Source organism: Bradyrhizobium jicamae (genome assembly GCF_018130695.1).
Lineage (GTDB): Bacteria > Pseudomonadota > Alphaproteobacteria > Rhizobiales > Xanthobacteraceae > Bradyrhizobium > Bradyrhizobium jicamae_B.
On record NZ_JAFCJX010000015.1, the window covers coordinates 106,149 to 131,930 of the forward strand.

29 protein-coding genes are annotated in these 25,782 nt (G+C 65.0%); 18 read left to right on the top strand and 11 right to left on the bottom strand.

Going from position 1 to position 25,782, the window contains the following annotated elements:
- Window positions 1-17 precede the first annotated feature (17 nt).
- Window positions 18-833, top strand: a complete 816-nt coding sequence (locus JQ604_RS22485) for an MBL fold metallo-hydrolase (protein ID WP_212361849.1) — start codon at window positions 18-20, stop codon at window positions 831-833.
- Between the two features lie 26 nt (window positions 834-859).
- On the opposite strand, the gene JQ604_RS22490 is transcribed toward JQ604_RS22485, so the two are convergent.
- On the bottom strand, window positions 860-1,837 hold the full coding sequence (locus JQ604_RS22490) for a Bug family tripartite tricarboxylate transporter substrate binding protein (protein ID WP_212361853.1): 978 nt from the start codon (window positions 1,835-1,837) through the stop codon (window positions 860-862).
- Between the two features lie 148 nt (window positions 1,838-1,985).
- Between JQ604_RS22490 and JQ604_RS22495 the strand changes: the two genes are divergently transcribed.
- A complete protein-coding gene (locus JQ604_RS22495; RefSeq protein WP_212361856.1) occupies window positions 1,986-2,927 on the top strand; it encodes a LysR family transcriptional regulator in 942 nt (313 codons plus the stop codon).
- A gap of 46 nt (window positions 2,928-2,973) precedes the next feature.
- Here the strand turns inward: JQ604_RS22495 and JQ604_RS22500 are convergent, their stop codons facing one another.
- Window positions 2,974-4,245 (bottom strand): TadE/TadG family type IV pilus assembly protein, encoded by a 1,272-nt coding sequence (locus tag JQ604_RS22500; RefSeq protein WP_349631129.1) that lies wholly within the window; start codon window positions 4,243-4,245, stop codon window positions 2,974-2,976.
- Between the two features lie 248 nt (window positions 4,246-4,493).
- Here JQ604_RS22500 and htpG point away from each other — a divergent pair, with 248 nt between their 5' ends.
- Window positions 4,494-6,362: a molecular chaperone HtpG gene (gene htpG / locus JQ604_RS22505; RefSeq protein ID WP_212361864.1), complete on the top strand. Its 1,869-nt coding sequence runs from the start codon at window positions 4,494-4,496 to the stop codon at window positions 6,360-6,362.
- A 12-nt stretch (window positions 6,363-6,374) separates the two neighbouring features.
- Here htpG and JQ604_RS22510 read toward each other — a convergent pair whose 3' ends face one another.
- Window positions 6,375-7,037, bottom strand: coding sequence for a DUF2278 family protein (locus tag JQ604_RS22510; protein ID WP_212361867.1), 663 nt, complete (start codon window positions 7,035-7,037; stop codon window positions 6,375-6,377).
- A gap of 181 nt (window positions 7,038-7,218) precedes the next feature.
- Here JQ604_RS22510 and JQ604_RS22515 point away from each other — a divergent pair, with 181 nt between their 5' ends.
- Window positions 7,219-8,370, top strand: a complete 1,152-nt coding sequence (locus tag JQ604_RS22515; RefSeq protein ID WP_212361871.1) for a DUF3095 domain-containing protein — start codon at window positions 7,219-7,221, stop codon at window positions 8,368-8,370.
- 221 nt (window positions 8,371-8,591) lie between these two features.
- On the opposite strand, the gene JQ604_RS22520 is transcribed toward JQ604_RS22515, so the two are convergent.
- The 3 genes from JQ604_RS22520 to JQ604_RS22530 all read right to left on the bottom strand — a co-directional run bounded on the left by JQ604_RS22520 (window position 8,592) and on the right by JQ604_RS22530 (window position 11,095).
- Complete coding sequence (locus tag JQ604_RS22520) at window positions 8,592-9,032, bottom strand: DUF2147 domain-containing protein (RefSeq protein ID WP_212361876.1); 441 nt, start codon at window positions 9,030-9,032, stop codon at window positions 8,592-8,594.
- A gap of 67 nt (window positions 9,033-9,099) precedes the next feature.
- Entirely contained in the window at window positions 9,100-10,482 is a 1,383-nt protein-coding gene (locus JQ604_RS22525; RefSeq protein WP_212361879.1) for an MATE family efflux transporter, read from the bottom strand.
- 82 nt (window positions 10,483-10,564) lie between these two features.
- Complete coding sequence (locus JQ604_RS22530; RefSeq protein ID WP_212361882.1) at window positions 10,565-11,095, bottom strand: GNAT family N-acetyltransferase; 531 nt, start codon at window positions 11,093-11,095, stop codon at window positions 10,565-10,567.
- Between the two features lie 161 nt (window positions 11,096-11,256).
- Here JQ604_RS22530 and JQ604_RS22535 point away from each other — a divergent pair, with 161 nt between their 5' ends.
- The 14 genes from JQ604_RS22535 to JQ604_RS22600 all read left to right on the top strand — a co-directional run bounded on the left by JQ604_RS22535 (window position 11,257) and on the right by JQ604_RS22600 (window position 22,303).
- A complete protein-coding gene (locus JQ604_RS22535) occupies window positions 11,257-11,856 on the top strand; it encodes a superoxide dismutase (protein ID WP_212361886.1) in 600 nt (199 codons plus the stop codon).
- A 281-nt stretch (window positions 11,857-12,137) separates the two neighbouring features.
- Entirely contained in the window at window positions 12,138-12,479 is a 342-nt protein-coding gene (gene crcB, locus JQ604_RS22540) for a fluoride efflux transporter CrcB (RefSeq protein ID WP_249158577.1), read from the top strand.
- Between the two features lie 1,032 nt (window positions 12,480-13,511).
- Window positions 13,512-14,102, top strand: a complete 591-nt coding sequence (locus JQ604_RS22545; RefSeq protein WP_212361894.1) for a permease — start codon at window positions 13,512-13,514, stop codon at window positions 14,100-14,102.
- Window positions 14,099-14,599: a hypothetical protein gene (locus JQ604_RS22550; RefSeq protein ID WP_212361897.1), complete on the top strand. Its 501-nt coding sequence runs from the start codon at window positions 14,099-14,101 to the stop codon at window positions 14,597-14,599. Before JQ604_RS22545 ends, JQ604_RS22550 begins: the two co-directional genes overlap by 4 nt.
- Window positions 14,600-14,649: 50 nt before the next feature.
- Window positions 14,650-14,841 carry a hypothetical protein gene (locus JQ604_RS22555; RefSeq protein WP_433996274.1) on the top strand — a complete coding sequence of 64 codons (192 nt, stop codon included), beginning with the start codon at window positions 14,650-14,652 and terminating at the stop codon, window positions 14,839-14,841.
- A gap of 3 nt (window positions 14,842-14,844) precedes the next feature.
- Window positions 14,845-15,600 carry a metal ABC transporter ATP-binding protein gene (locus JQ604_RS22560; RefSeq protein WP_212361904.1) on the top strand — a complete coding sequence of 252 codons (756 nt, stop codon included), beginning with the start codon at window positions 14,845-14,847 and terminating at the stop codon, window positions 15,598-15,600.
- Window positions 15,601-15,605: 5 nt separating this feature from the next.
- Window positions 15,606-16,475, top strand: coding sequence for a metal ABC transporter permease (locus JQ604_RS22565; protein ID WP_212361907.1), 870 nt, complete (start codon window positions 15,606-15,608; stop codon window positions 16,473-16,475).
- Entirely contained in the window at window positions 16,472-17,551 is a 1,080-nt protein-coding gene (locus tag JQ604_RS22570; RefSeq protein ID WP_249158561.1) for a metal ABC transporter substrate-binding protein, read from the top strand. Before JQ604_RS22565 ends, JQ604_RS22570 begins: the two co-directional genes overlap by 4 nt.
- Window positions 17,552-17,607: 56 nt before the next feature.
- A complete protein-coding gene (locus JQ604_RS22575; RefSeq protein ID WP_212361910.1) occupies window positions 17,608-18,648 on the top strand; it encodes a CobW family GTP-binding protein in 1,041 nt (346 codons plus the stop codon).
- On the top strand, window positions 18,648-19,664 hold the full coding sequence (locus JQ604_RS22580; RefSeq protein WP_212361913.1) for a WD40 repeat domain-containing protein: 1,017 nt from the start codon (window positions 18,648-18,650) through the stop codon (window positions 19,662-19,664). Before JQ604_RS22575 ends, JQ604_RS22580 begins: the two co-directional genes overlap by 1 nt.
- A 30-nt stretch (window positions 19,665-19,694) precedes the next feature.
- Window positions 19,695-20,411, top strand: coding sequence for an MgtC/SapB family protein (locus JQ604_RS22585; RefSeq protein ID WP_212361916.1), 717 nt, complete (start codon window positions 19,695-19,697; stop codon window positions 20,409-20,411).
- A gap of 37 nt (window positions 20,412-20,448) precedes the next feature.
- Window positions 20,449-20,826: a hypothetical protein gene (locus JQ604_RS22590; RefSeq protein ID WP_249158562.1), complete on the top strand. Its 378-nt coding sequence runs from the start codon at window positions 20,449-20,451 to the stop codon at window positions 20,824-20,826.
- A gap of 121 nt (window positions 20,827-20,947) precedes the next feature.
- The gene (locus JQ604_RS22595; protein ID WP_212361919.1) at window positions 20,948-21,688 is read left to right on the top strand and encodes an acetoacetate decarboxylase; all 741 of its coding nucleotides are present in this window, start codon (window positions 20,948-20,950) and stop codon (window positions 21,686-21,688) included.
- Between the two features lie 21 nt (window positions 21,689-21,709).
- Window positions 21,710-22,303, top strand: coding sequence for a hypothetical protein (locus tag JQ604_RS22600; protein ID WP_212361923.1), 594 nt, complete (start codon window positions 21,710-21,712; stop codon window positions 22,301-22,303).
- A 233-nt stretch (window positions 22,304-22,536) separates the two neighbouring features.
- Here the strand turns inward: JQ604_RS22600 and JQ604_RS22605 are convergent, their stop codons facing one another.
- The 5 genes from JQ604_RS22605 to JQ604_RS22625 form a co-directional block, all read right to left on the bottom strand.
- Entirely contained in the window at window positions 22,537-22,797 is a 261-nt protein-coding gene (locus JQ604_RS22605; protein WP_212361927.1) for a hypothetical protein, read from the bottom strand.
- A 131-nt stretch (window positions 22,798-22,928) separates the two neighbouring features.
- Window positions 22,929-24,365 carry a homospermidine synthase gene (locus tag JQ604_RS22610; RefSeq protein WP_212361931.1) on the bottom strand — a complete coding sequence of 479 codons (1,437 nt, stop codon included), beginning with the start codon at window positions 24,363-24,365 and terminating at the stop codon, window positions 22,929-22,931.
- Window positions 24,366-24,404: 39 nt separating this feature from the next.
- Entirely contained in the window at window positions 24,405-24,791 is a 387-nt protein-coding gene (locus JQ604_RS22615) for a RidA family protein (protein WP_212361934.1), read from the bottom strand.
- Window positions 24,792-24,870: 79 nt separating this feature from the next.
- Window positions 24,871-25,041 carry a hypothetical protein gene (locus JQ604_RS22620; RefSeq protein WP_212361937.1) on the bottom strand — a complete coding sequence of 57 codons (171 nt, stop codon included), beginning with the start codon at window positions 25,039-25,041 and terminating at the stop codon, window positions 24,871-24,873.
- 11 nt (window positions 25,042-25,052) lie between these two features.
- The gene (locus JQ604_RS22625; RefSeq protein WP_212361941.1) at window positions 25,053-25,658 is read right to left on the bottom strand and encodes a GNAT family N-acetyltransferase; all 606 of its coding nucleotides are present in this window, start codon (window positions 25,656-25,658) and stop codon (window positions 25,053-25,055) included.
- Window positions 25,659-25,782: the final 124 nt, after the last annotated feature.

Consider the following 25,782-nt stretch of genomic DNA (forward strand, 5'->3'; position numbering starts at 1 on the left):
TCCGTGGAGGATTCCCCATGCCCCTTTGGACCTGCGAACAATGCGGCGCGCAATTTCCGGACGCCGCGGCGCCGCCCCCGTCCTGCGCGATCTGCGAGGACGAGCGGCAATTCGTGAACTGGAGGGGACAGGTGTGGCTGACCCGCGAGAAGCTCGCGCAGCGCTGCAAGCTCGGCTTTCGCGATGATCTCGGCCTCGTCGGGCTTTCGCTGGAGCCGTCGTTCGCGATCGGGCAACGCGCACTGCTGGTGCCCGATGGCGGCGGCGTCGTGATGTGGGATTGCGTGCCGCTGGCGACTGCAGAAGCAATTGCTCATGTCAGGTCGCTCGGCGGGCTGACGGCAATCGCGGTCTCGCATCCGCATTATTATGGCGCGGCCGCCGACTGGAGCGCGGCCTTCGCTGACGCGCCGGTTTATCTGCATGGCGACGACGCGCAATGGGTGACGCGGTCCTATCCGTCGATCGTGCCCTGGCGCGGCGACAGCCAGCGCATCTCCGACGACATCCTGCTGGTGCGCGCCGGCGGCCATTTCGCCGGCGCCACCGTGCTGCATTGGCGGCGCGGCGCCGAGGGCCGCGGCGCGCTCCTCACCGGGGACATCGCGATGGTGGCGATGGATCGCCGCTCGGTCAGCTTCATGTACAGCTATCCGAACTACATCCCGCTCAACGCCACCGCCGTGCGCGGCATCGCGCAAGCGATCGCGCCGCTCGCCTTCGATCGCATCTATGGTGCCTGGTGGGGCAAGAACATCGCCGATGGCGCCAGGGCCGCGTTCGACCGTTCCGTGCAGCGCTATATCGAAGCGATCTCGGATCCGGCTGGTTAGGCCACGAATATCCGCGCGTTGGGATATCACTCGGTCTTGATGTTGGCCGCGTGAATCACCTTGCCCCACTTCTCGGTCTCTTCGGCCATGACCTTGCCGAAATCGGCGGGCGAGCCGACAAGCACCGTGCCATCCAGGGCGGCAATCCGAGCCTTGACCTCCGGCTCGGCGACGACGGCAGCAATCTCCTTGTTCAGCCTGTCGATGATCTCGGCGGGCGTGTCCTTGGGCGCGCCGAAGCCAAAGATGGAGCTTGCCTCATATCCCGGAACGAACTCGCTCACGGCGGGGATGTCGGGTAGCGCCTCCGAGCGACTGGCGGTGGTGATAGCCAGGGCGCGCAGCCGGCCGGCCCCTGTGTAGGGAATCGACTGAGCCGGGTTGGCGAAGAGGGCTTGCACCCGTCCGCCCAGCAGATCGGTCAGCGCGGGCGCTATGCCCCGATAGGGCACATGCACCATGTCGATGCCGGCCATCATCTTGAACAGTTCGGCCGTGATGTGCGTGATCCCGCCGACACCGCCTGAACCGTAGGAGAGCTTGTCGGGATTCGCCTTGGCGTAGGCGATGAACTCAGGAAGCGTCTTGGCCGGTACCGACGGGTGGAGCACCAGGACCAGAGCGCCGCGCATGCAGCTTGCGACGGGCGCGATGTCGCGGAGAAAATCGAAATTGAGTCTCTCGTAGAGCGTCGCATTGATGGCGTTTGGCGAGCCGACCAGGAGCAAGGTGTAACCGTCGGGGGACGCGCGCACGACAGCCTCGGTGGCGATGTTGCTGCCGGCGCCAGGGCGGTTCTCGATGACGAACGGGTGGCCGAGCCGCTTCGCCAGCCACTGACCGATCAGGCGCGCGAGGATGTCGTTGGGGCCGCCGGCAGCAAAGCCGACGATCACACGCACCGGCTGCGACGGATAGGTTTCTGCCCAGCTCACGCGCGACACGGCCGGAAGCGCGACTGCACCCGCTGCGATCTGCAGGAACTGGCGGCGCAGCAGGGGCATGGCATCGTCCTCGTCCGAGCTTTCGTGACGCCCGCTTTGGGGTCGCGGGCCAATCTGCCCGCGCAACAGCGACGATACGAGATGCGCCTATGCGCGCATAATGCTAGGTTTTGATACCGCCATATCACTCTTGCAATGGGTCGGTGCCATGCATTTGAGCGATCGCACCGGCCTCCGGTTGAAGCTGCACGACCTCCATGTGCTGATGACTGTCGTGCAGGCCGGCAGCATGAGCAAGGCGGCCAGGCTTCTCAACACAACACAACCGGCGGTCTCCCGATCGATCGCGGTCCTGGAACGGACCATTGGCATGCGGCTGCTCGAGCGTAGCCCCCATGGCATCGAGCCGACCGCTTACGGCCGCGCCTTGCTCGATGGCGGCGTGGCCGCCTTCGACGGCCTGCGGCAGGCGGTGAGGAATATCGCATTTCTCGCCGACCCCACAGCCGGAGAAGTGCGGATCGGGTGTACCCCCTTGCTGGCTGCGAGCTTCGTTCCGGCCGTCATCGAGCGGCTCTCCCGGCGCAATCCGCACATGGTGTTTCATCTCGTGACGGGATATGTGGAGACGCTGCACCGCGAACTGAGCGAACGCAACGTCGATCTCTTGATCGCTCGGAGATTTGGCCCCGTCGCAGAGGAACGACTGGGATTCGAGTTTCTCTTTGACGACTCGTCCGTCGTTGCAGTGGGCGCGCAAAGTCCGTGGGCGCGGCGGCGGAGGATCGTGTTTGCCGAGCTGTTGGAAGAATCGTGGGTGCTGCCGCCGCCCGGAAGCGAGATCGCGTCGATCGCAATGGAAGCTTTTCGCGCCAACGGCGTCGACTATCCTCGCACCACGGTGGTCACGGATTCCCCCCACGCGCGGATGAGTCTTTTGGCGAGCGGGCGCTTTGTCACGATTCTTCCGGCATCGGCTTTGAAATTTCCCGCCCTGCGCGCGGAGATCAAGGCGCTGCCCGTTCAACTGCCAAGGGCCCGCGTGCCGAACGGCATCATCACGCTGAAGACCCGCATGCTCAGCCCCGTCGCGCAGCTCTTCATCGACTGCGCGCGCGAAGTGGCGAAGACCCCGGAGAAGCGCAAATGAAATCGCCGGCTGAGCTATTGGCCCGTCGCGCCCCTGTCGCGGCGCCTCAGTTCGACAGCCGCACCGGCGAGGCCTTGATGAACAGCGTCGTGAAGGCGGACTGGATCGTCGCGACGTCGGAGGCCAGGATGAAGTTGTTGCCGGCACAGGCCTTCAGCGCGATCGGGATGTCGTCGACGCGGGTGGCGCCGCCGAGGCTGCCGGGCTGGCCGAGCGTGGCGTTGTAGCCCCAGTCCCAGGTCATCGGATAATAGGGCGTGTTGATGATCGCGACCGTCACGTTCTTGCTTTTCAGCGTCGTGCAGAACGAGGTGTCGAACACCTTCACCTGCGAGCGCAGCGAGGTCTGCGAGGTCCAGGCGCGGGTCGGATCGTTGACCCCATCGGTGGCGATGATCACCAGCTTCTGCGGGCTGGCCGAGGTCGAGCCGTCACCGGCGGTGCCGACGGTCGAGACGAAGCTGCCGATCAGGTTGTTGAACGGCGTCGCCGCCGCGGCGTCATCGGTGGCAAGCCCCGGCGCCGGGAAGTTCGAGGCCACCGAGGTGAAGCTCGAGGTCAGCGTCGACATCTGGGTCAGCGAGCTGTCGAACGACCACAGCCCGACCTTGACGTGGCTGCGGAAGGTCGAGCTGCTGTTCAGATAGGTTAGGAGGTTCTGGACGCCCTGGTTGACCACCTGGTAGCGCAGCTGGATGCCCTGGTTCAGCGCCCAGCTGTAGGAGTCGGTACCGCTGGTGTTCTCGTGGCAGGCCAGGGCGCAGCCGGTGCCGTTGATCATCTGGGTGATGCCGGCCTGCGTCGAGGGCAGCAGCATCGAGGAGGAGATGTCGACCAGCAGGTAGACGTTGAGATAGGGCTGCGTGGTCGAGCTCGAGCCTGACGAGACCGACATCTTGATCGTGCGGTAGCCGATCGCGCCGAGGAAGGTGGTTGCCATCGTGGTATTGGCGGTGCCGGTGCCGGTCAGCGTCAGCCCGCTGGCGGTGAAGGTCGCGGTGAAACTGGTGTTGGTGGTGCCGGTGATCGTATTGGCATTGCCGTTGAACAGCGCGGTGGCGGCGGTCTGAGCGGCGGCGATCGCGGTGGCTTGCGTCGCGCCGGAATCCAGCGACTGCTTGCCGGCGGCGGAGCCGGCGAGCATGGCGAGGTCGAGCGATTCCTGCAGCTTGGTCCGCTTCTTGTTGGCGACGGAATAATCGACCGCGACCCCGACGAGGCCGAGCAGCGGGACCAGAGCGAGCGCAAAGATGACGGCGATATTGGCGTTGCGGTCGCGGGCAAATCGCGCGACCAGGGCAGCAACAAGGTGCTTCACGTCGTGGCTCACTCGGAACAAGGGGTCTTTCGCGGCCATATTTCTCGGTCGCGAACGGTGCGGGGACACCGTCCAAGTTCCATAAGTCAGACTATATTACCAAGTTCCAAACGGGGAACTCCGTAGGATTCCGGAGCGGTTGCGGGGTAGGGCTGCGCCGTCAGGCTGTGACCAAGTAATCTTGCCACCGGAAATCTTCACGCTATATCAGGGCTTTCCAGCCCCTCCGGATCATTGCCGAGTTCCCGATGACGACCACGACTGCCGCCGAGTCCCAGCCCTTCCAGGCCGAGGTTGCCGAATTGCTGCACCTGATGGTGCATTCGGTCTATTCCGAGACCGATATCTTCCTGCGCGAGCTGATCTCGAACGCCTCGGATGCCTGCGACAAGCTCCGCTACGAGGCGATCGCCGCGCCGGACCTGATCGCCGACGGTGCGTCGCCCAAAATCCGCATCGTGCCGAACAAGCCGGCCAACACGCTGGCGGTGGTCGACACCGGCATCGGCATGGACCGCCAGGAGCTGATCGACAATCTCGGTACCATCGCGCGCTCGGGCACCAAGTCGTTCCTCTCGAAGCTGACCGAGGCCAAGGACGGCGCCAATCTGATCGGCCAGTTCGGCGTCGGCTTCTATGCCGCCTTCATGGTCGCCGAGACCATTGTGGTCACCAGCCGCCGCGCCGGCGCGAGCGAAGTCTGGACCTGGACCTCGTCGGGCGGCTCCGGATTCGAGATCGCGCCCGCGACGGAGGAGGCCGCCGCGCGTGTCAGCCGTGGTACCGAGATCGTGCTGCATCTCAAGAAAGACCACGCCAAATATCTCGAGACCTACGAGATCGAGCGCATCGTCCGCGACTATTCCGATAACATCCAGTTTCCGATCGAGCTGGTGGCGGAAGAGGGCGAGCCGCGCCAGATCAATTCGGCGAGCGCGCTGTGGCAGCGCTCGAAATCCGAGCTCACGGCGGAGGATTACAAGCAGGCCTACCAGCAGATCGCCGGCGCTTTCGATGAGCCGGCGATGACGCTGCATTACCGCGCCGAGGGCCGGCAGTCCTATGCGGTGCTGCTGTTCGCGCCGTCGGCCAAGCCGTTCGACCTGTTTCAGCCGGAACGCAAGGGCAAGGTCAAGCTGTATGTCCGCCGCGTCTTCATCGCCGATGACGCCGATCTCCTGCCGGCGTACTTGCGCTTCATCCGCGGCGTGATCGACAGCGAGGATTTGCCGCTGAACATTTCGCGCGAGATGCTGCAGAACAATCCGCAGCTCGCCCAGATCCGCAAGGCCGTCACCAGCCGCGTGATCGGCGAGCTGGAGAGCATCGGCGAGAAGGAGCCGGAGGCGTTCGCCAAAATCTGGGACGGGTTCGGCCCCGTCATCAAGGAAGGCCTGTGGGAAGACTATGAGCGCCGCGAGAAACTGCTGGCGCTGGCGCGTTTCACCACGACCGCGGGCGAGAAGCGCTCGCTGAAGCAATATGTCGACGACCTCAAGCCGAACCAGACCGAGATCTATTATCTCGTCGGCGAGACCATCGAGCGGCTGAAGTCCAACCCGAAGCTGGAATCGGCGCGCGCCCGCGGCATCGAGGTGTTGCTGCTCACCGATCCCGTCGACGCGTTCTGGACCTCGGCGCCGCTCGATTTCGGCGGCAAGCCGCTGAAGTCGCTGAGCCAGGGCGATATCGATTTCAACCTGATCCCGCTCACCGACGACAAGGCCGAGGAGAAGAAGGATCAGCCGGCCGCGGATGAAGCGACCACCATCGCCGTGATCAAGGAGGCGCTCGGCGAGCGCGTCTCCGACGTCCGCGCCTCGCAGCGGCTGACCGAGAGCGCATCCTGCCTCGTCGCCGGCGGCGATTCCCGCGACCGCGCCCTCGAACGTTTGTTGGCGCAGCAGAACCGCGGCGCGGTGACAAAGCCGATCCTCGAGATCAACCTCCGCCATCCCCTGGTCGCCGCGCTTGCGACCGACAAGGATCAGGCGCGCGACGTCGCCTTCCTGCTGCTCGAGCAGGCGCAGATCCTCGACGGCGAGTTGCCGGAGGATCCGGCCGCGTTCGCGAGCCGCCTGAACCAGCTGGTGCTGCGCGGGTTGGTCAGGGGGTAAGCGCCGCCGCTCTCAAATCGTCGCCGCGTTCGGCAGGGGATTGCCGAGATCGTCGGTCGGCACCAGCTGCTGGTTGAAGGCGGAGAAATACGCCGCCCATTCCGGCGCGCCGACATCGACGATCACGGCGCCGTCCTGCCAGACGTCGTTGTGGTCGTTGGAATCATCGCCCGGGCGATGGATGAACTGCTTGGTCGAACCCTGGTTCATGTGCACATCGTGCAGACCGTCGCCCTGGTCGAAGAAGCGGCCGAAGATGTAGACGTCCAGATTGTTCTGATGCGCGCGTGACAGCAATCGCTTCAGCGACAGCGCCGGCTCGGAATCGTCACTGCCGTCCATCACGTCGCTGTCGCGCCACTTGCCGGTGCTTTCCAGGAGATCGCTGCGCAGGAAGTCGAGCGCCGGCAGCGCGTGCCGATCGGTCAATTCATGCGCGCCGGCTTCGGCCGCGGCGAGCGTCTGGATGATCGGGTGGCGGAAGTCGAACACCAGCTTGTATTTCAGCAAGTCGTCGGCGTCGTTGGTACCGACATTGATCGCGACGTCCCATTTGTCGCCGTCGACGTCGAGATTGCAGTGCAGGTGAAACTGGGTCTCATGCCCGTGATGCGACGGCTTCAGCTTCGGTTCGGAAGTCACCTTGGTCTTGACGAATCCATAGACGAGGGTCACGGCGCAATCCTTTCATGAGGTAGACGCGTATCGTCCTGACCGTACAACCAGAGATGCAACGGGCGCGTGAACTGGCCCACATTTGCGTGAACTCTCGCACCTGCAGCACGGTCACCGAGAACCCGATTCCAAAATCGGCCGTATCTGTTACAGGAAGACGCGAGGAAACCGGGCAACACTCATGGCAGGCAGCGGCGGCAGCGAGATCTTCTACGGCGCCATCCCGGTGTTCCGCGGCTTTGCCAGCCTGATGGACCCGGCGCTGTATGCGCCGCTGCCCGACGACTGGACCGTCGGCGTCGCCGACATCGTCGACTCCACCAAGGCGATTGCCGCGCAGCGCTACAAGGCGGTCAACATGGCGGGCGCCGCCGTGATCGCCGCCGTCACCAATGCGCTGGAGGGACGCGAATTTCCCTTCGTGTTCGGCGGCGATGGCGCAAGCTTTGCGATCGCGCCCGCCGATCTCGACGTCACGCGCGACGCGCTGGCCGCAACTGCCGGCTGGGTGCGCGACGACCTCGATCTTGCGATGCGGGTGGCGCTGATCCCGGTCTCCGCGATCCGCGCCGCGGGCCTCGACGTTCGCGTCGCGCGCTTCGGGCCGTCGCAAAACCTGTCCTATGCGATGTTCTCCGGCGGCGGGCTCGCCTATGCGGATGCCGCGATGAAGCGCGGCGAGTTCAAGGTCGAGCCGGCGCCGCCGGGCACGCAGCCTGACCTTTCCGGTCTCTCCTGCCGCTTCGAGGAGATTCCGGCGACCCGCGGCGTCATCCTGTCGGTGCTGGTGATGCCGAAGGGCAGCGATCCGCTGGCCTTCCGCAAGGTGATCGAGGACATCATCATTCGCGTCGAGAAGACGCCGGATGCCGGTCGTCCGGTGCAGGCCGGCGGGCCGCCGCTGCGCTGGCCGCCGCAGGGCATGGAGTATGAGGCCCGCGCCGGCCGCCGCGGTCCGCTGGCTGCACGCCGCGCCGTGGTGCTGGCGTTTTCGCTGTGGGCCTTTGTCATCATGCGCTTCGGCATCAGGGTCGGCGGCTTCGTGCCGAAGATCTATCTGCAGCAGGTCGTGGAAAACTCCGACTTCCGCAAGTTCGACGACGGCCTGCGCATGATCCTCGACTGCACGCCGGAGCTCGCCGCCGAGCTCGAGCAGCGCCTCGCCGCCGCCGCATCGGAATGCATCGTGCGCTACGGCCTGCACCGCCAGGACGCCGCGATGATGACCTGCTTCACGCCTTCCGTGATGCGCAGCGACCACGTCCATTTCATCGACGGCGCCAGAGGCGGCTACGCGTCGGCCGCGACCGCGTTGAAGGCGGCGACGGTGTAGTTCACCTCTCCCCGCTCTTCCGCGGGGAGAGGTCGGATCGCATCGCAGATGCGATCCGGGTGAGGGGCATGGCAGTACGTTTGCGGCAGGGCCGGTCCATCCGACTCATCGACATCACTTCAGTCATATTGAGAAAGCGCGCCGCGCGGAGAGATGCCCCTCACCCTAACCCTCTCCCCGTAAGAACGGGGAGAGGGGAATGAGAGAGCGTGCGCTCGCTGCTACTTCCCCACCCGCGTCCAGGTCTCGCCGCCGCAGATCACGCCGACGCAACCCTCGACGCGCAGCGTGCTCTCGCCGGTCACCGTGATGTTGCTGGCATAGGTGCCGCCGTCATCGGCGTTGTAGATCTGGCCCGACCATTTGTTCGATGCGACCGGATGCATGCCGGAGAACAGCGTGAGCCCGATGATCGGACGGCTGGCGAGCGACGGGTTCGGGTTCTTGTTGTCGACCTGCGGTCGGCCGGTCGCGGGATCAATGGGATCGCGCAGGCTCACCACGACGCCGCAGATGCCGCCGCTGCATTTGGTGACCTTCACGCGGGCATCGCCGGCCTGGGTCTGCCAGACGCCGGTCGGCTCAGCGCTCTGCGCATGAGCGGCCGGTGCCGCAAACAGCATCGCTGTGATCGCAAACACAAATCCAAATTTGCAGGCCATGGTCATTCCCCAAAAAGCGGGCCTGCATAGCAACAAATCAGATTTGTGCAACGTCATATTCGCGCGATCAATTGCCCCACTTCGTCAGCTTGATCGACAGCGCAGTGGCGAGGCCGAGCACCACCATGGCACCGCCGACGAGCGCGAACAGCGTCCAGGCTTCCGCGCCCGAGGTCGAAAGCCACCAGCCGCCGATGCCGACCATCAGCAAGCGAATCGTGCCGGCGAGCACGGGACCGCCGACCTTGGCCGCACCCTGCGAGGAGAAATACAGGCACACGCCGATCCCGAAGAAGCCGAAGCCCGGCCCAGCGAGGGCGAAATAGGAATACGACGCCGCGGTGACGCCGGGATCGCTGGTGAACAGCGACACCCAGAGCGCCGGCTTGATCGCAACCACGATGCCGATCAGCCCGACGGCGACGCCCGTCACCGCCGCCGCGGTCCAGGTGACATGCCGCGCGCGGGTGACGAGGCCCGCGCCCATGGCCATGCCGACCATCGGCACCGAGGCGATGCCGACCGCGAACGCGATCGGGATCAGCAGGAATTCCAGCCGCGAGCCCATGCCGTAGCCGGCCAGCGTCTCGGTGCCGAAGCCCGCGAGGATCTTGGTGAAGATCAGGATCGTCAGCACGCTCTGCAGCGGCGACAGGCAGGCGACTGCGCCGACCTTGAGGATGTCGGCGAACATCGCGCGCTGGAATGTGAAGCGGGAGAAATCCAGATCGAGCCGGCTGCGGCCGCTGAGCAGGTACCAGGCGAGGAAGATCGCGCCACACGTGAACGCGGTGAGCTGGCCGGCGGCAACGCCGCGCATGCCGAGATGCGGCAGGCCGAACAGCCCGAGCCCGAGCGTGCCGCCGACCGCGATCTGCACGATCGAGACGATGATCAGCGTGGCCGAAGGCGTGCGCATGTCGCCGGTGCCGCGCACCACGGAGGCCAGCGTGTTGACCAGCCAGATCGAAATCGCGCCGGAGAACAGCACCTGCGAATAGTGCAGGGATTGCTCGAGCACGCCGCCACGGCCGCCGAGCAGGGCATAGAAATTGCGGCCGAAGCCCAGCATCATCACCGTGAAGAACAGGCCGGCGCAGGCGCCGATCATCGCCGCATGAAACGCCAGATCCGCCGCGCGGTCGCGATTGCCGGCGCCGAGCGCGCGGCTGATGGCGGAGGAGACCCCGCCGCCCATCGCGCCCGCCGACATCATCTGCGTCAGCATCGCGAACGGAAACACCAGCGCGATGCCGGCGAGCGGCTCGGTGCCGAGCCGGCCGATATAGGAGGTCTCGGCGATCGCGACCAGCGCGCTGCCGGCCATCGCGATCGTGTTGGGCACCGCAAGCCGCAGCAGCGTCGGCAGGATCGGCGCCGTCACCAGATGATTGGCCGGGGAGGCCGGCACATCGGCGGGACGCAGATCGATCGGGGCATCAATGGTCATGCGTCACCGTTTGCGGAGAATAGATGATGACCAACATATTATGCGATGCCGCCATTGCAAGCCACCGCGGCCCGCGCAGGGGTCACCACGGCAGGCCGCATAGGTCGATCTTGCCCTGTCGCGGGGCGCGGACGATGTCGAACACGAACGGGGCCATGGCGTCGAACTTGATCGTCCCTGAAGGCTGCTGGCAGGTGATCTCGCCCGAGAACGGATGCCAGCCCCGCGCCTGGTAGAACGCCTCATTGTGCGGCTCGCAGAACAGGATCGCGAATTTCACCGCGTCATTGGCCCGCATCGTGTGCACGGCGGCGTCGAGCGCGAGACTCGCATAGCCGCGCCGCCGACAGTCCTCGCGGGTCGCGACCCCTCCGATCCCGCCGACATGCACCTTGTGGCCGTTCCAGATCACGGTGCGGAAGTAGATGCCGACATGGCAGGCCAGCCCGGTGCCATCGGGCGCGTCCAGCAACACCCGCAAATCCGCATTCGCCCATTTGATGTGCGCCCAAGGCCGATGACCCGTGGCGTCGGGCCCCCACACCGCCCGGTGCAGCGGCTCGGCCTTCGGCCAGGACGCGTCGCCGTTCAGGATGTCGATCTCGATGCTCATGTTTTTGGCCTCACGCTTTCGCCGAACTGTCATACACCGCGCCGCCGCCGGCGCCGCAAGGGCAAGGCGCCCTTGCCAAAATGCGGTGTTTCATCCCGATGGAACCTTCTATAAGGGGTGTCCGTTAAGTGTAGTCTCCCACCACTGTTGGACATCACCCCATGACCTTCACGCTCCCCGATCTGCCCTATGCCCACGACGCCCTTGCGCCCTATATGTCCAAGGAAACGCTGGAGTTTCACCACGACAAGCATCACCAGGCCTACGTCACCAACGGCAATAACGCGATCAAGGGGACCGAATTCGAGGGCAAATCCCTCGAGGAGATCGTGAAGGGCTCGTTCGGCAAGAACGCACCCGTCTTCAACAATGCCGGCCAGCACTACAACCACGTCCACTTCTGGAAGTGGATGAAGCCGAATGGCGGCGGCACCAAGCTGCCCGGCCGCCTCGAGAAGAAGATCAACGAGGACCTCGGCGGCTTCGAGAAGTTCAAGACCGACTTCGCCGCGGCCGGCGTCGGTCAGTTCGGCTCCGGCTGGTGCTGGCTGCAGGTCAAGGGCGGCAAGCTCGAGATCTCCAAGACCCCGAACGGCGAGAACCCGCTGGTGCATGGCGCCACCCCGATCCTCGGCTGCGACGTCTGGGAGCACTCCTACTACATCGACTATCGCAACCGCCGTCCGGACTATCTGAAGGCGTTCGTCGAGAACCTCGTCAACTGGGACTATGTCGACGAGATGTTCGGCAAGGCCGGCTAAGCCTTCTTTCCACCCTCCCCTGAAAAGGGGAGGGTCGGTTCGCATGAAGCGCAGCGCCATGCGAACCGGGGAGGGGTCAACTCTCTCCACACGAACAGTCTCTCAATGGAGAGACCTGACCCCGCCCCGCCGCTCATTCCATTCGCATCGACCCTCCCCTTTCAGGGGAGGGTGACTTCAAACGCCACAGTCACTTGGGGACTCACGTCCTCTCACCACACCAGCGGGGGCAATGGGTGGGCAGCGCGACAAGCTATCTCCTGGTCTTCTTCGGCGGCGGCATGGGCGCGACGCTGCGCCATCTGATCAACCTCACCTGCGCGCGCTGCCTTGGCACCGCGTTTCCGTACGGCACCTTCATCATCAACATCACGGGCTCGACCGTGATGGGCCTGATCGCCGGCTATCTCGCCTTCCGCGGCGAAGCCTCGCAGCCCTGGCGGCTGTTCCTGATGACCGGCATCCTCGGCGGCTACACCACCTTCTCCGCCTTCTCGCTCGACACCACACTTCTCTACGAGCGCGGCGAACTCGGCCTCGCCGCGCTGTATGTGCTCGGCTCGGTGGTGCTCTCGATCGCGGGACTGTTCGCGGGGCTTGCGATCATCCGCTCGCTGACGTGACGCGCAGAAGCGCGCGCGATGTGAGGTGAGCAGGCTGGTCGGGCTCCCTCCCCCCTTGCGGGAGAGGGAGGGGAGAGGGGTGGCCCCGGGCGAGATGATGGACGTGTTCGTCGCTCTTGCAATCTTTCGATCGCGCGTCGTTGCAAGGTCAATGGAGAGACCACCCGAGTGGACCCCTCTCCCTAACCCTCTCCCGCAAGGGGAGAGGGAACCCTTCCATGGTGCGTCCCTCACGCGGTCGCAACGCTCCCGCTGACATTAGACCGCTGATTTGCCCGACGGCGCAAGGTCGTCAGGCGAAAATAATGTGCTTTACACGAACTTCCGATTATGCTAACAATATGCCCGTCTCACCCGACACGAGGGGCGCTCGCGAACGCCACGAACGTGGGTGACGATGCGGTGGCCGCTGGGCGTGCGACAGGCGTGTGTGCGCAAGGCGGACGGCGAAGTCGTGTGGGCTTGCCGCCCCGATGTTGGTGGCAAGTCTGCGAGAGGTCCAAAGCCGATCGTGGATGATGGTGGCACAAAAGCAGAGTCTCACCAGGGCGAGCACGTATAAGCCGTAAGACCATCGCGCAGGGAAGGCCGGATGCCTCCGCCGAACCTGTATGCTCGCGTGCGCACTTTTTTGTGCACGATTGCACGCGAGACCGCGGGTGCGGCGTGCACCCGGTCTTCCCTGCGCCCTCGCTACCGAGCGAGGGCGGAACGAGATGGAAAACTCGGGCAAATCATGTCGCGAGAATGCGAAGCTGTGAGTTGTTGAAATTGAATGCGCAACACATTCGTCGTCCTGGCGAACGCCAGGACCCATTACCACGAATGCAAATTGCTGCGCGACGCTGTGGCCGCGATCCCGTTCACAACCAAATTCGGTGGTTATGGGCCCTGGCTTTCGCCAGGGCGACGATGGGGTGAGATCGCATACCCATCCTCAACTCGCGCATGGATCCATCGCCACTTCCGTTTGCCTCACCTTCCTCGCAGGACTAAGCAGAACACACCGCATCACCTCTCGAACCCACCACCTTGTCCTCACCCCATACAGACCCGGCGCCTGCCGACGACGAGACGCGGCCGAAGCGCGTGCGCAAGCCGATTGGCTGGTCGCTGATCTCGATCCTGGTGCTGGTCGTGGTCAGCGCCACGCTGGTGTGGCGGCGCGACGGCATCGACGGGGTCACCGAGATCTTTCTGCACGACGTCTCGCTGTTCGGCGGCATCCTGCCGCGCGTACTGGCGGGCTGTCTGCTCGGCGCCTTCATCGCGGAAATTCTGCCGCACGAAAAAGTCTCGCGCGCACTCGGGCCGAACTCCGGCCTCAAGGGCCTGCTGATCGGCACCGCCTTCGGCGCGATCCTGCCGGGCGGTCCCTTCACCGCCTATCCGGTGGCGGCGGCGCTGCTCACGGTCGGTGCGGATTTCGGCGCGACCATCGCGATGGTCGTGAGCTGGACCTTGATCGGCTATGGCCGTGCGGTGGCGTGGGAGCTGCCGATCATGGGCACCGACTTCACGCTGTGGCGGATCGTGCTCTCGCTGCCGATCCCGGTGCTCGCCGGCGCGCTCGGCCGCTTCGTATTCGTTCGGGTCTATCCCAAGGGGGCGCCGTCCGAATGAGTGCCTCGCTGCTGATCGACATCCTGCTGTGGGGCTCGGTCGTCGCCGTCGGCTTCATCGCCTGGCAGCGCGGGCGAACGGTGCTGCTCTCCTCGCTCCGCGAGGGCTCGCTGGAGTTCATCAACATCGTGCCGCGCATCGCGCTCGGCGTGATCGGCTCCGGATATATCGCGGCCGTGATCCCGCAGGAGATCATCACCGGCTGGCTCGGCCCGAACAGCGGCTGGCTCGGGGTCCTGACGGCCACGATCGCCGGCGCGGCGACGCCGGGGGGCCCAGTGGTCGGCTTTTCCATCGGCGCGGTGGCGATGAAGGCCGGCGGCGGACCGCCCCAGGTGATCGCCTATGTGGTCGCCTGGGCCCTGTTCGCGTTCCAGCGGCTGATCCTCTGGGAGATCCCGTTCATGCCGGCCCGCTTCGTCTGGTTCCGCGCCGCCGTCTCGCTGCCGTTCCCGTTCCTGGCCGCCGCCTTGGCCATGCTGATCGGCAAGCCGTGAGGGGGTCTTCGGATGGACACACGTTATGTTATAATATAACACTAATGACCATGGCCCACGCCCATTCCCATAGCCACGATCACAGCCACGCTCACCATGGCCACCACCATGACCCGGCGACGCCGCATCCGGCCCAGGTCGCGCATTGGTCGATCCTGCGCATGACCGTGCCGGCGCGGCTCGTGGTGGCCGTTGGCGTGAGCCTCTCGCTGTGGGGCATCGTCTGGCTGGCGATGAGGTGAATGATGGGTGCGCAAGTCCAATTCCGTGACGTCACCCTCGGCTATGACCGCCACCCGGCGGTGCATCACCTCAACGGCGAGGTGGCGCGCGGCGCGCTGGTCGCGGTGATCGGCCCGAACGGCGCCGGCAAGTCGACGCTGCTGCGCGGCATCGCCGGCGTGCTGAAGCCGCTGTCGGGCGCGATCAATCTCGGGGGCTTGCATCATCGCGACATCGCCTATCTGCCGCAGTCGGCCGACATCGACCGCAGCTTCCCGATCTCGGTGTTCGATCTCGTCGGCACCGGCCTGTGGCGCGCCACCGGCCTGTTCGGCGGCATCGGCAAGGCTGCGCGCGACAGGATTTTGGCGGCGATATCAGCCGTCGGCCTCAACGGTTTCGAGAACCGGCCGATCGGCACGCTGTCCGGCGGCCAGATGCAGCGCATGCTGTTCGCGCGCGTGCTGCTGCAGGACGCCCGGCTGATCGTGCTCGACGAGCCCTTCAATGCCATCGATACGAAGACCACCGCCGATCTGCTGGCGCTGGTGAAGCGCTGGAACGGCGAGGAGCGCACCGTGCTGGCGGCGCTGCACGATCTCGACATGGTGCGCGCCAATTTCCCGGAGACGCTGCTGCTCGCCCGCGGTCCCGTCGCGTGGGGCCCGACCGGCGAGGCGCTGACCCCTGACAACCTGATGGTGGCGATGCGGATGTGCGAGGCGTTCGACGACAGCGCCGCCGCCTGCGTCACAGGTCCCCGCTCGCGAGCCGCCTGACGCCGATGCTCGCAGACGTCCTGATCACGCCCTTCACCGAGTTCGAGTTCATGCGCCGCGCGCTCGCGGCCGTGATCGCGCTCTCGCTCGGCGGCGCGCCGATCGGCGTGTTCCTGATGCTGCGCCGGATGAGCCTGGTCGGTGACGCCATGGCGCACGCGATCCTGCCGGGCGCTGCGATCGGCTTCCTGATCTCCGGGCTCAATCTGTTCGCGATGACGACCGGTGGCTTGATCGCCGGCTTCACGGTGGCGCTGCTCGCAGGCCTCGTCGCGCGTACCACCGAATTGAAGGAGGACGCCTCGCTCGCGACCTTCTATCTGGTCTCGCTGGCGCTCGGCGTCACAATCGTCTCGGTGAAGGGCACCAATATCGACCTGCTGCACGTGCTGTTCGGCAACATCCTCGCGATGGACGACCAGACCCTGCTGGTGATCGCCTTCAACGCGACGATCACCATGCTGGTGCTGTCGGTGATCTATCGGCCGCTCGTCATCGAATGCGTCGATCCCGTGTTCCTGCGCACGGTGAGCCGCGCCGGCGCGCCGGCGCATCTGGCCTTCCTCGCGCTGGTCGTGATCAACCTCGTCAACGGCTTCCACGCGCTCGGCACGCTGCTCGGCGTCGGGCTGATGATCCTGCCCGCCGGCATCGCGCGGTTCTGGTCGCGCGACATCACCGGGATGATCTGCATCGCGGTCGCGAGCGCCGTGGTGTCGGGTTATGCCGGGCTGGTGCTGTCGTACCAGACGCGGATTCCCTCAGGGCCGGCGATCATCCTGGTCGCGGCCGGCATCTACATCGTGTCGCTGCTGTTCGGCAATGTCAGCGGCCTGGTGCGGCAGCTGTTCCCCGGCCGGCATCTCGAGGCATGACGATGCGGCGCTGGGTTCGGAGTATCCGCGGGCTCACTTCGCCTCTCCCGCTTGCGGGGGAGGCCGACGCGCTCGAAGAGCGTGGCGGGTGGGGGCTCTCCCCACAAAGGGAGTTCCAATGCGGAGACACCCCCACCCCAGCCCTCCCCCGCAAGCGGGAGAGGGGGCGCAGCGCCGATGCCGCGGCACATCGCTCATCATATGCAATGGCCTTGTGCTGGGTTTGGTTGGTTGCTCTGGTGTGCGTGATCGGCGCGGCGCATGCCGAGGCGCAGACCAATGTCGTCGCCAGCTTCTCGATCCTCGCCGACATCGTGCGCAATGTTGGCGGTGATCGGATCAACGTCACCGCATTGGTCGGCCCCGACAGCGACACGCATGTCTATTCGCCGACGCCGGCGGACGCCAAGCGGATCGCCGACGCCAGGCTCGTCGTCATCAACGGCCTTGGCCTGGAAGGCTGGCTGCCGCGGCTGCTGCAATCCTCCGGCAGCAAGGCGCCGATCGCGGTGGCCACCAAGGGCATCGCACCGCTGAAGCTCGGCACCGAAGCCGATCCGCACGCCTGGCAATCCCTCGCCAATGCGAAGGTCTATGTCGAAAACATCCGCGACGCTCTGATCGCGGTTTCACCAGCCGATACCGCGGCCTTCAAGGCCAATGCGGTGGGCTATCTGGCCAAGCTCGATGCGCTCGACCGCGAGGTGCGGGAGGCCGTTGCGAAAATACCGGAGGGGCGGCGCAAGGTGATCTCGACCCACGGCGCCTTCGGCTATTTCGCGGCTGCCTATGGCATCGCCTTCATTGCGCCGATTGGCGTCTCCACGGAATCCGAGGCCAGCGCCCGCGACGTCGCGGCCATCATCACCCAGGTGAAAACGGCAAAAATTCCGGCAGTTTTTCTCGAAAATATCAGCGATCCGCGCCTGATCCAGCGCATCGCGGCCGAGACCGGCGCCAAGGTCGGCGGCACCCTGTATTCGGATAGTCTGACGGGCGAAAAGGGCGATGCACCCACTTACATTGATATGGTCAGGCACAATATAAAGGCCCTGACCAGCGCGCTCGCCAACTAGGGCAGGGGCCTCCCTGCCGGGCCAGAGTGCCTCAAAAAGTTCCTTTCGGAGTTGTTATGGCTGAAGCATCGCAAAAAATTCCTGTGACCGTGCTGACGGGCTATCTCGGCGCCGGCAAGACCACGCTCTTGAACCGTATCCTGTCGGAAAACCACGGCAAGAAATACGCCGTCATCGTCAACGAATTCGGCGAGATCGGCATCGACAATGACCTGATCATCGGCGCCGATGAAGAAGTCTTCGAGATGAACAATGGCTGCGTCTGCTGCACGGTGCGCGGCGACCTCGTCCGCATCATGGACGGCCTGATGAAGCGTAAGGGCAAGTTCGACGCCATCATCGTCGAGACCACGGGCCTCGCCGATCCGGCGCCGGTGGCGCAGACCTTCTTCGTCGACGAAGACGTGCAGAAGAACGCCCGGCTCGATGCGGTCGTGACTGTTGCCGATGCGAAGTGGCTGAGCGACCGCCTGAAGGATGCGCCGGAGGCCAAGAACCAGATCGCCTTCGCCGACGTCATCGTGCTGAACAAGACCGACCTGGTCACCAAGCCCGAACTCGCCGAGGTCGAGGCGCGGATCCGCGGCATCAATCCCTATGCAAAGCTGCATCGCACCGAACGCTGCCAGGTCGGCATCACCGACGTGCTGGAGCGCGGCGCGTTCGATCTCGATCGCATCCTCGAAATCGAGCCGGCCTTCCTGGAGGCCGATGATCATGACCATGATCATCACCACGGCCACGACCATCATCACCACCATGATCACGGCCATGGTGGACTGAAGCACTATCACGACGAGGAGATGCAGTCGCTGTCGCTGCGCTCGGACAAGCCGCTCGACCCGAGCCTGTTCATGCCGTGGCTGCAGAATCTCGTCCAGAGCGAGGGACAGAAGATCCTGCGCTCCAAGGGCATCCTCGCCTTCGCCGGCGATGACGACCGTTACGTGTTCCAGGGCGTCCACATGATGCTCGAGGGCGATCACCAGCGGAAATGGAAAGACGGCGAGAAGCGCGAAAGCCGCGTCGTCTTCATCGGTCGCGATCTGCCGGAACAGCAGATCCGCGACGGCTTCGAAGCCTGCATTCCCGCGTGATGAAAGAGTTCGATCCGGGCGGGGCGCCCTCCATCGTATCCATCACCGACCGCGTCAAGCCGCTGGCGCTTGGCGGAGCCGTCAGTTCGGTGCATTTCCTCGGCGACCGCGCGCACTTCGTCGGCGCCGAGGAAAACATTGCAATCGCGACCGCTGACGGCGAGGTGACGCAGGCGCCGGTGCATTTCGGCGCGATCCTGTGCGCGGCCTCGGACGGCAAGCGCATCGTCACCGGCGGTGACGACGGCAAGCTGCTCGCGCTCGACGCCAAGGGCGAGACGATGACGCTGGCGACCGACGCCAAGCGGCGCTGGATCGACAATGTCGCGCTCCATACCGACGGCACCGTGGCGTGGTCGGCCGGCAAGACCGCGTTCGTGCAAGGTGCGAAAGGCGATGCCAAGACGTTCGAGGTGCCGTCGACCGTCGGCGGGCTGGCGTTTGCGCCGAAGGGGTTGCGGCTCGCGGTCGCGCATTACGGCGGCGTGACGCTGTGGTTTCCCAACATGGCCGCCAATCCGGAATTTCTGGAATGGGCCGGCTCACACCTCGCCGTCACCTTCAGTCCGGACAACAAATTCCTGGTCACCGCGATGCACGAGCCGGCGATGCATGGCTGGCGGCTCGCTGATAACCGCCACATGCGGATGAGCGGCTATCCCGGCCGCGTCCGCTCGATGTCATGGAGCGCGGGCGGCAAGGGGCTCGCGACCTCGGGCGCCGATACCGTGATCGTCTGGCCGTTTGCCAGCAAGGACGGGCCGATGGGCAAGGAGCCCGCGATGTTGGCGCCGCTGCCGGCGCGCGTGTCGGTCGTCGCCTGTCATCCGAAGAGCGACATCATGGTCGCCGGCTATGGCGACGGCACGGTGCTGATGATCCGCCTCGACGACGGCGCCGAGATCCTGGTGCGCAAGAATGCCGGCGCGCCGGTGACGGCGCTCGGCTGGAACGCCAAGGGCACGCTGCTCGCCTTCGGCACGGAAGATGGTGACGGCGGCATTCTGGAAATGTAAGAGATCGCCGCGTCCATTCGGTACAGCGCCATGCGATTCCTGACGACATTCCAGACCGCCGACTTCATCGACACGCTGGTCAGCCTGGCCACAGCCTTCGTGCTCGGCACGCTGATCGGCGCCGAGCGGCAATATCGCCAACGCACCGCGGGGCTACGCACCAACGTGCTGGTCGCGGTCGGTGCCGCCGCCTTCGTCGACCTGTCGATGCACCTGGCCGGCGCCGATGGCGCGGTGCGGGTGATTGCCTACGTCGTCTCAGGCATCGGCTTCCTCGGCGCCGGTGTCATCATGAAGCAGGGCATGGACGTCCGCGGGTTGAACACCGCTGCGACCTTGTGGGCCTCCGCCGCCGTCGGCTCCTGCGCCGGCGCCGATATGGTGGCGCAGGCGGTGGCGCTCACGTTGTTCGTGCTGGCGGGCAACACGCTGCTGCGTCCGCTGGTCAACGCCATCAACCGCATTCCGCTGGACGAGAAGGCCTCGGAGGCGACCTACTATTTCAAGCTCACCGTCACCACCGAAGCCTTGCCCGACATGCGCGACCGTCTGGTGGAGAAGCTGGAAGCCGCGAAATATCCGGTGGCTGACGTCAACGTGGTCGAGATCGGCGATGACATTCTGGAGATCGTCGCGACGCTGGTCAGTACCGCGATCGATCCGAACGAGTTGAACGCCGTGGTCGTCGAATTTCAGCGTCAGCCCGGCGTACGCCATGCGACGTGGGAGGTCAGCACGACTGACTGAGCCCGGTTCCCGCGGCGTGATGTCCGGGAACGATGGGATGGCAGGATCGTTGATTCCGCGAACGAAAGCGCGGATGGACGAGATGGCTGCGAACCCGATGGAACGAACCCTGCGGAAGGATCTGCTGATCGCCTCCGCCCTGGTGGTGACCGGCTTCGCCATCGGTGGCCTCGCAGTGAACGCGATCAACGCGACGCCGCCGCAGCATATCGCACAGGCCACCCAGCCGCTGCAGGGCACGCCGTCGCCGCAGTCGAGTCCGACGCCGGCGGAATCCAGACCCGGCGGCGATCGTCCGACCACGCCGGCGCCGGAGCCCGCGCGGCCCGATGCCGATGCGCAGAAGGCCGGCGCCCAGCCGGTGCTGCCGCCGGCGCCGGCCGAAAAGACCGCGCCGCCGATCAAGCAGAAGTAGCGCGCCGCCTGACGTGCAGCCGCCTGACGTGCATGTGACAGCGGTGCCGAATTTACGCTCTCGCCTCCCGGTTCCATCCGCCCCATAATCTGACGTCACCGAACGATAAATGGGGTTCGCCATGAAAATCGAGGACGTCCGCCGCAACGCCTATTCGATGCCGCTCAACAACCCGTCATTCCCGCCGGGCCCCTACCGATTCTTCAACCGCGAATATTTCATCATCACCTACAAGACCGATCCCGAGGCGCTCGCTGCCCTCGTGCCGGAGCCGCTGGAGGTGGCGGAGCCGGTGGTGAAGTACGAATTCATCCGCATGCCCGACTCGACCGGCTTCGGCGACTACACCGAGACCGGGCAGGTGATCCCGGTCCGCTTCAAGGGTGAGCTCGGCGCCTACACCCACGCGATGTATCTCGACGACGAGGGACCGATCGCCGGCGGCCGCGAGCTGTGGGGCTTTCCGAAGAAGCTGGCGCGGCCGAAAATCGAGGTCGAGAGCGACGTGCTGGTCGGCTCGCTGCATTACGGCTCGGTGCTCTGCGCCTCGGCGACGATGGGCTACAAGCACCGCAAGGTCGACCACGACGTGGTGCTGCAGTCGATGACGGCGCCAAACTTCATCCTGAAGATCATTCCGCATGTCGACGGCAGCCCTCGGATCTGCGAGCTGGTGCGCTTCCATCTCGAGGACATCACGCTGAAGGAAGCCTGGACCGGCCCCGCCGCGCTCGGCCTGTTCCCCCACGCGCTCTGCGACGTCGCCCGCCTGCCGGTCCGCGAGGTGGTCTCCGCACTGCATTTCAGGGCGGACCTGACGCTGGGGCTCGGCAGCGTGGCGTTCGACTACATGGCGAAGTGACGGCGCGAGCCTTGTGGAGACATGCCTCTATCGAAGCGCTCGCTCTCGGTTATCTTGCATATCGCACTCTGGCTGTCGGTTGCGGCGATCGGGCCGGCGCATGCTGACGTGATCGGCTACAGCAAGGTAGTCGATTTATCGACTGAAGTCGGCGGCTTGCGCGCCGAGCATCATCACGATTGGAGCGGCGCAAGCCACGCCGCGCGATGGAAGATGATCTCGACGGCTAAAGACCCATTTACCGCCGACAACGACTATTCGTATCTGCGGTTGCGCGACAAGGCGACGGGCGCAGAACTGTTTCGCCGTCCCGTGCCCGCGCTGACGTACATCTGGATTTCGCCGGATTCAAACTACGTCGTAGGCATCTCCAACGTCATGCTTTGGAATCCCTACCAGCTCGTTGTCTTCAGCAAGTCCGGCGAACGCTTGCTTGAGCGCGATATGGTCGGCGTGAAATGGCCTGGCGTGTCGCGGAGCGTCACGAACTCGATTCACTGGTACAAGGAGCCCACGCCGCGAATGATGATCGTTGAAGACGGGACGACCGCGACTCTCTCCGTTGAAGATCCTCTCGGGACGCTCCGCGAGTTCCAATTTCACGCCGTCCATTGACGTTGTGGAGGAGGTCCAAAAACGAAAAAGCCCGGCGCGAAGTCGGGCCTTGTGATGGATCGAGGGCGATTACCCGATCAGTGCGACGATGGCATCTTGCCCCTGATTTGCCCGACGCGTCAAGTCAAATTCGGAAAAATAGTAGATTGCTGACCCCTTGACGGCTACTTTGCATGGGGTTGTTTTTCGATTTTATTGCAGACGCAAGGCAGGAGCCGTGCGCTCCCGCGCTGTCACCACAGCGGCAGCCAGGTGATCTCGCAAGCGCCGTTGCACTGATTGCAGTGCGCCGGCCGGCCGAAGGTCGAGGCCAGCACCCACTCCTGCGATTCGTTGCTCCACTGCGCGGTCGCATGGGTGATGATGTCGTCGGTCCCGCAGGCCGAGCAGACCGGCGTCGATCGGGAGGTCTGGCGGTTGGCGGCCCGGGGCGGCGCCGGCGCGCCGGCCTCCTGGCTCAAACTGAAGGGATTGAGAAGTAACGCATGCTTCATGTCGCGCCCCGACCGATCACCACCCCAGGGTAAGGATAACGCGATGACGACACGCTCGTCATCATCGCCATTATCCCGGGCTGTGGATTGCGATGGCTGGGGCCGGCGGCTCCGGACGCGAGCGCGGCCGGTCAGCGCACCAGAATATTCCGGAACTGCCAGGGATCGCTCGTATCGATATCCTCGGGGAACAGTCCTGGACGATCCGTAAGCGGCGTCCAGTCGGTATAAAAGCCCTTCACCGGGCCGAGATAGGGCAGCTGGATTTCCAAGAGACGATCGAAATCCATCTCGTCGGCTTCGACGATGCCCTCGTTCGGGTTCTCCAGCGCCCACACCATGCCGCCGAGCACGGCGGACGTCACCTGCAGGCCGGTGGCGTTCTGATAGGGCGCGAGTGCGCGGGTCTCCTCGATCGAAAGCTGCGAGCCGTACCAGTAGGCGTTGTTGTCATGGCCGAACAAGAGCACGCCGAGTTCGTCGATGCCGTCGACGATCTCGTTCTCGTCGAGGATGTGGTGCTTCTCCTGCATCTTGGCAGCGCGGCCGAACATCTCATGCAGCGACAGCACGGCATCGTCGGCCGGATGATAGGCATAGTGGCAGGTCGGCCGATAGATCACCTTGCCCGAAGCGTCGCGCGCCGTGAAGTAATCGGAGATCGAGATCGACTCATTGTGGGTGACGAGGAAGCCGTACTGCGCGCCGCGGGTCGGGCACCACGTGCGCACGCGCGTGTTGGCGCCGGGCTGCATCAGATAGATCGCCGCGCCGCAGCCGGCTTCGTGGGTGCGTGCATTCTCGGGCATCCATTTTTCATGGGTGCCCCAGCCGAGTTCGGACGGCTGCACGCCTTCCGACAGGAAGCCTTCCACCGACCAGGTGTTGACGAAGACATCCGGCTCCTTCGGCTTCTTGGAGCGCTGGGTGTCGCGCTCGGCGATATGGATGCCCTTGACGCCGGCCTGTCGCATCAGGTCGGCCCATTCAGCCTTGGTCTTGGGCTTCGGGGCATTGAGCTTCAGATCGGCGGCGACATTGAGCAGCGCCTGCTTGACGAAAAACGAGACCATCCCGGGATTGGCGCCGCAGCAGGATACGGCAGTGGTCGAGCCCGCCGGGCGCGCCTTCTTGGCGGCCAGCGTCACTTCGCGCAGCGCGTAGTTGGAGCGCGCTTCCGGGCCCTTGGTCGAATCGAAATAGAAGCCGAGCCAGGGCTCGTTGACGGTGTCGATGTAGAGGGCGCCGAGCTCGTTGCAGAGCTCCATGATGTCGGTCGAGCCGGTATCGACCGAGAGATTGACGCAAAAGCCCTGGCCGCCGCCTTCGGTCAGCAACGGGGTCAGCAACTCCCGATAATTGTCCCTGGTCACGGCCTTCTGGATGAAGCGCACATTGTGCTTCTCGCAATGCGCCTTGCGGCCCTCGTCCTTGGGATCGATCACGGTGACGCGCGACTTGTCGTAATCGAGATGCCGCTCGATCAAAGGCAGCGTGCCTTTGCCGATCGAGCCGAAGCCGACCATGACGATCGGGCCGGTAATTTTCGCGTAGATCTGCGCGGACATCATTATCTCCAGAGAAGCAGCTTGGTCGTTGGTGTTGAATCAGGTACGGCGCTTGGCGGTGACTTCGATCTCGACCTTCATCTCGGGCTTGTAGAGTCCCGCGACGATCAGCAGCGTGGCCGCCGGGCGGATCTCGCCGAGCACCTCGCCGCAGACGGCGAAATGGGCCTCGGCGTCCTTGACGTCGGCGAGGTAGTAGGTCGCGCGGACGATGTCGGCCATCGCGAAGCCGCCCTCGTTGAGAGCCGCCTCGATGGTCTTGAAGCAGTTCCGTGACTGGCTCGTGACATCATCAGGCATGGTCATCGTCGTGTAGTCATAACCGGTGGTTCCGGCGACGAAGGCGAAGTCGCCGTCGATCACGGCGCGGCTGTAGCCGGCAGTTTTCTCGAACGGCGAGCCGGTTGAAATCAGGCGACGGGACATGGTTCTGGATTCTCGACTGAAGGGGAATTGAGCGCGGTTTAGGGGCATTTTGCCGTCCCGCGCAACCCTCGAATCGGCGTTAGCGGGACTGCTGGGTCGTATCGGGCGGCGCGGGCGGGGAGCCGGCCCAGCGCCGCACCAGGATGTCCCTGACGATCATGACGGAGATCAGCACCAGCATGATCGTGGTGATGACGCTGCGCAGACGCGGGCGCGCGACGTCGTCGGTCTCGGCAAGGTGCTCGGACATGGCGATGCTCGCTATGCTGCGTGCGGCACGGCGAGCGGTGCCTTCCGGGTGCGCGCTGCCTTCGTCTTGGGCAGCGGGGCGCCGGTCGGGACGATCATGCCCCAGGCGCCGTCGAGCGCGCCCGCCTTCAGTTCGAGGCCGAGCAGGCGCTCGCGCTCGAACGCGCCGGGCAGCGACAGCTCGCCCATCCCGGCGGCAGAGAAGCCGTACCTGATGTAGTAGGGCGCATCGCCGAGCAGGATCACGGCGCCATGGCCGCGGGTGCGCGCGATCTCGATCGCCCGCTGCATGAGGGCGGCACCGACGCCGAGGCCGCGGCAGGTGTGGTCCACCGCCAGCGGCCCCAGCATCAGTGCGTCGCGGCCCCCCGCGCTGACGTGCCACAACCGCACGGTTCCAACCAGCCGGCCGTCCTGGCGCACCGCCGACAGGCTCAGGCCTGCGGCGGGCGCGCGTCCATCGCGCAGGCGCTGGCAGGTGCGCGTATGGCGGTTGTCGCCAAAGCAGGCATCCAGCAGCGCTTCGCGCGCGACGACGTCCGAAGCCCGCTCCGCACGGATCGCGAACGGAGCGGCATTTCGAATGATGGCAACGGCGGTGTTCCGTTTTGCAGTCATGGCACGTCAGTCCCCACTTGCCACGGCGTGATGAGACGCCACGGCAAGCGTTGTCAGAAAAACAGCAATGTCAGGGAGAGAGCCGGTTGCCCGACTCCCGGTTCGTCAGACCTCTGGAAGAGGC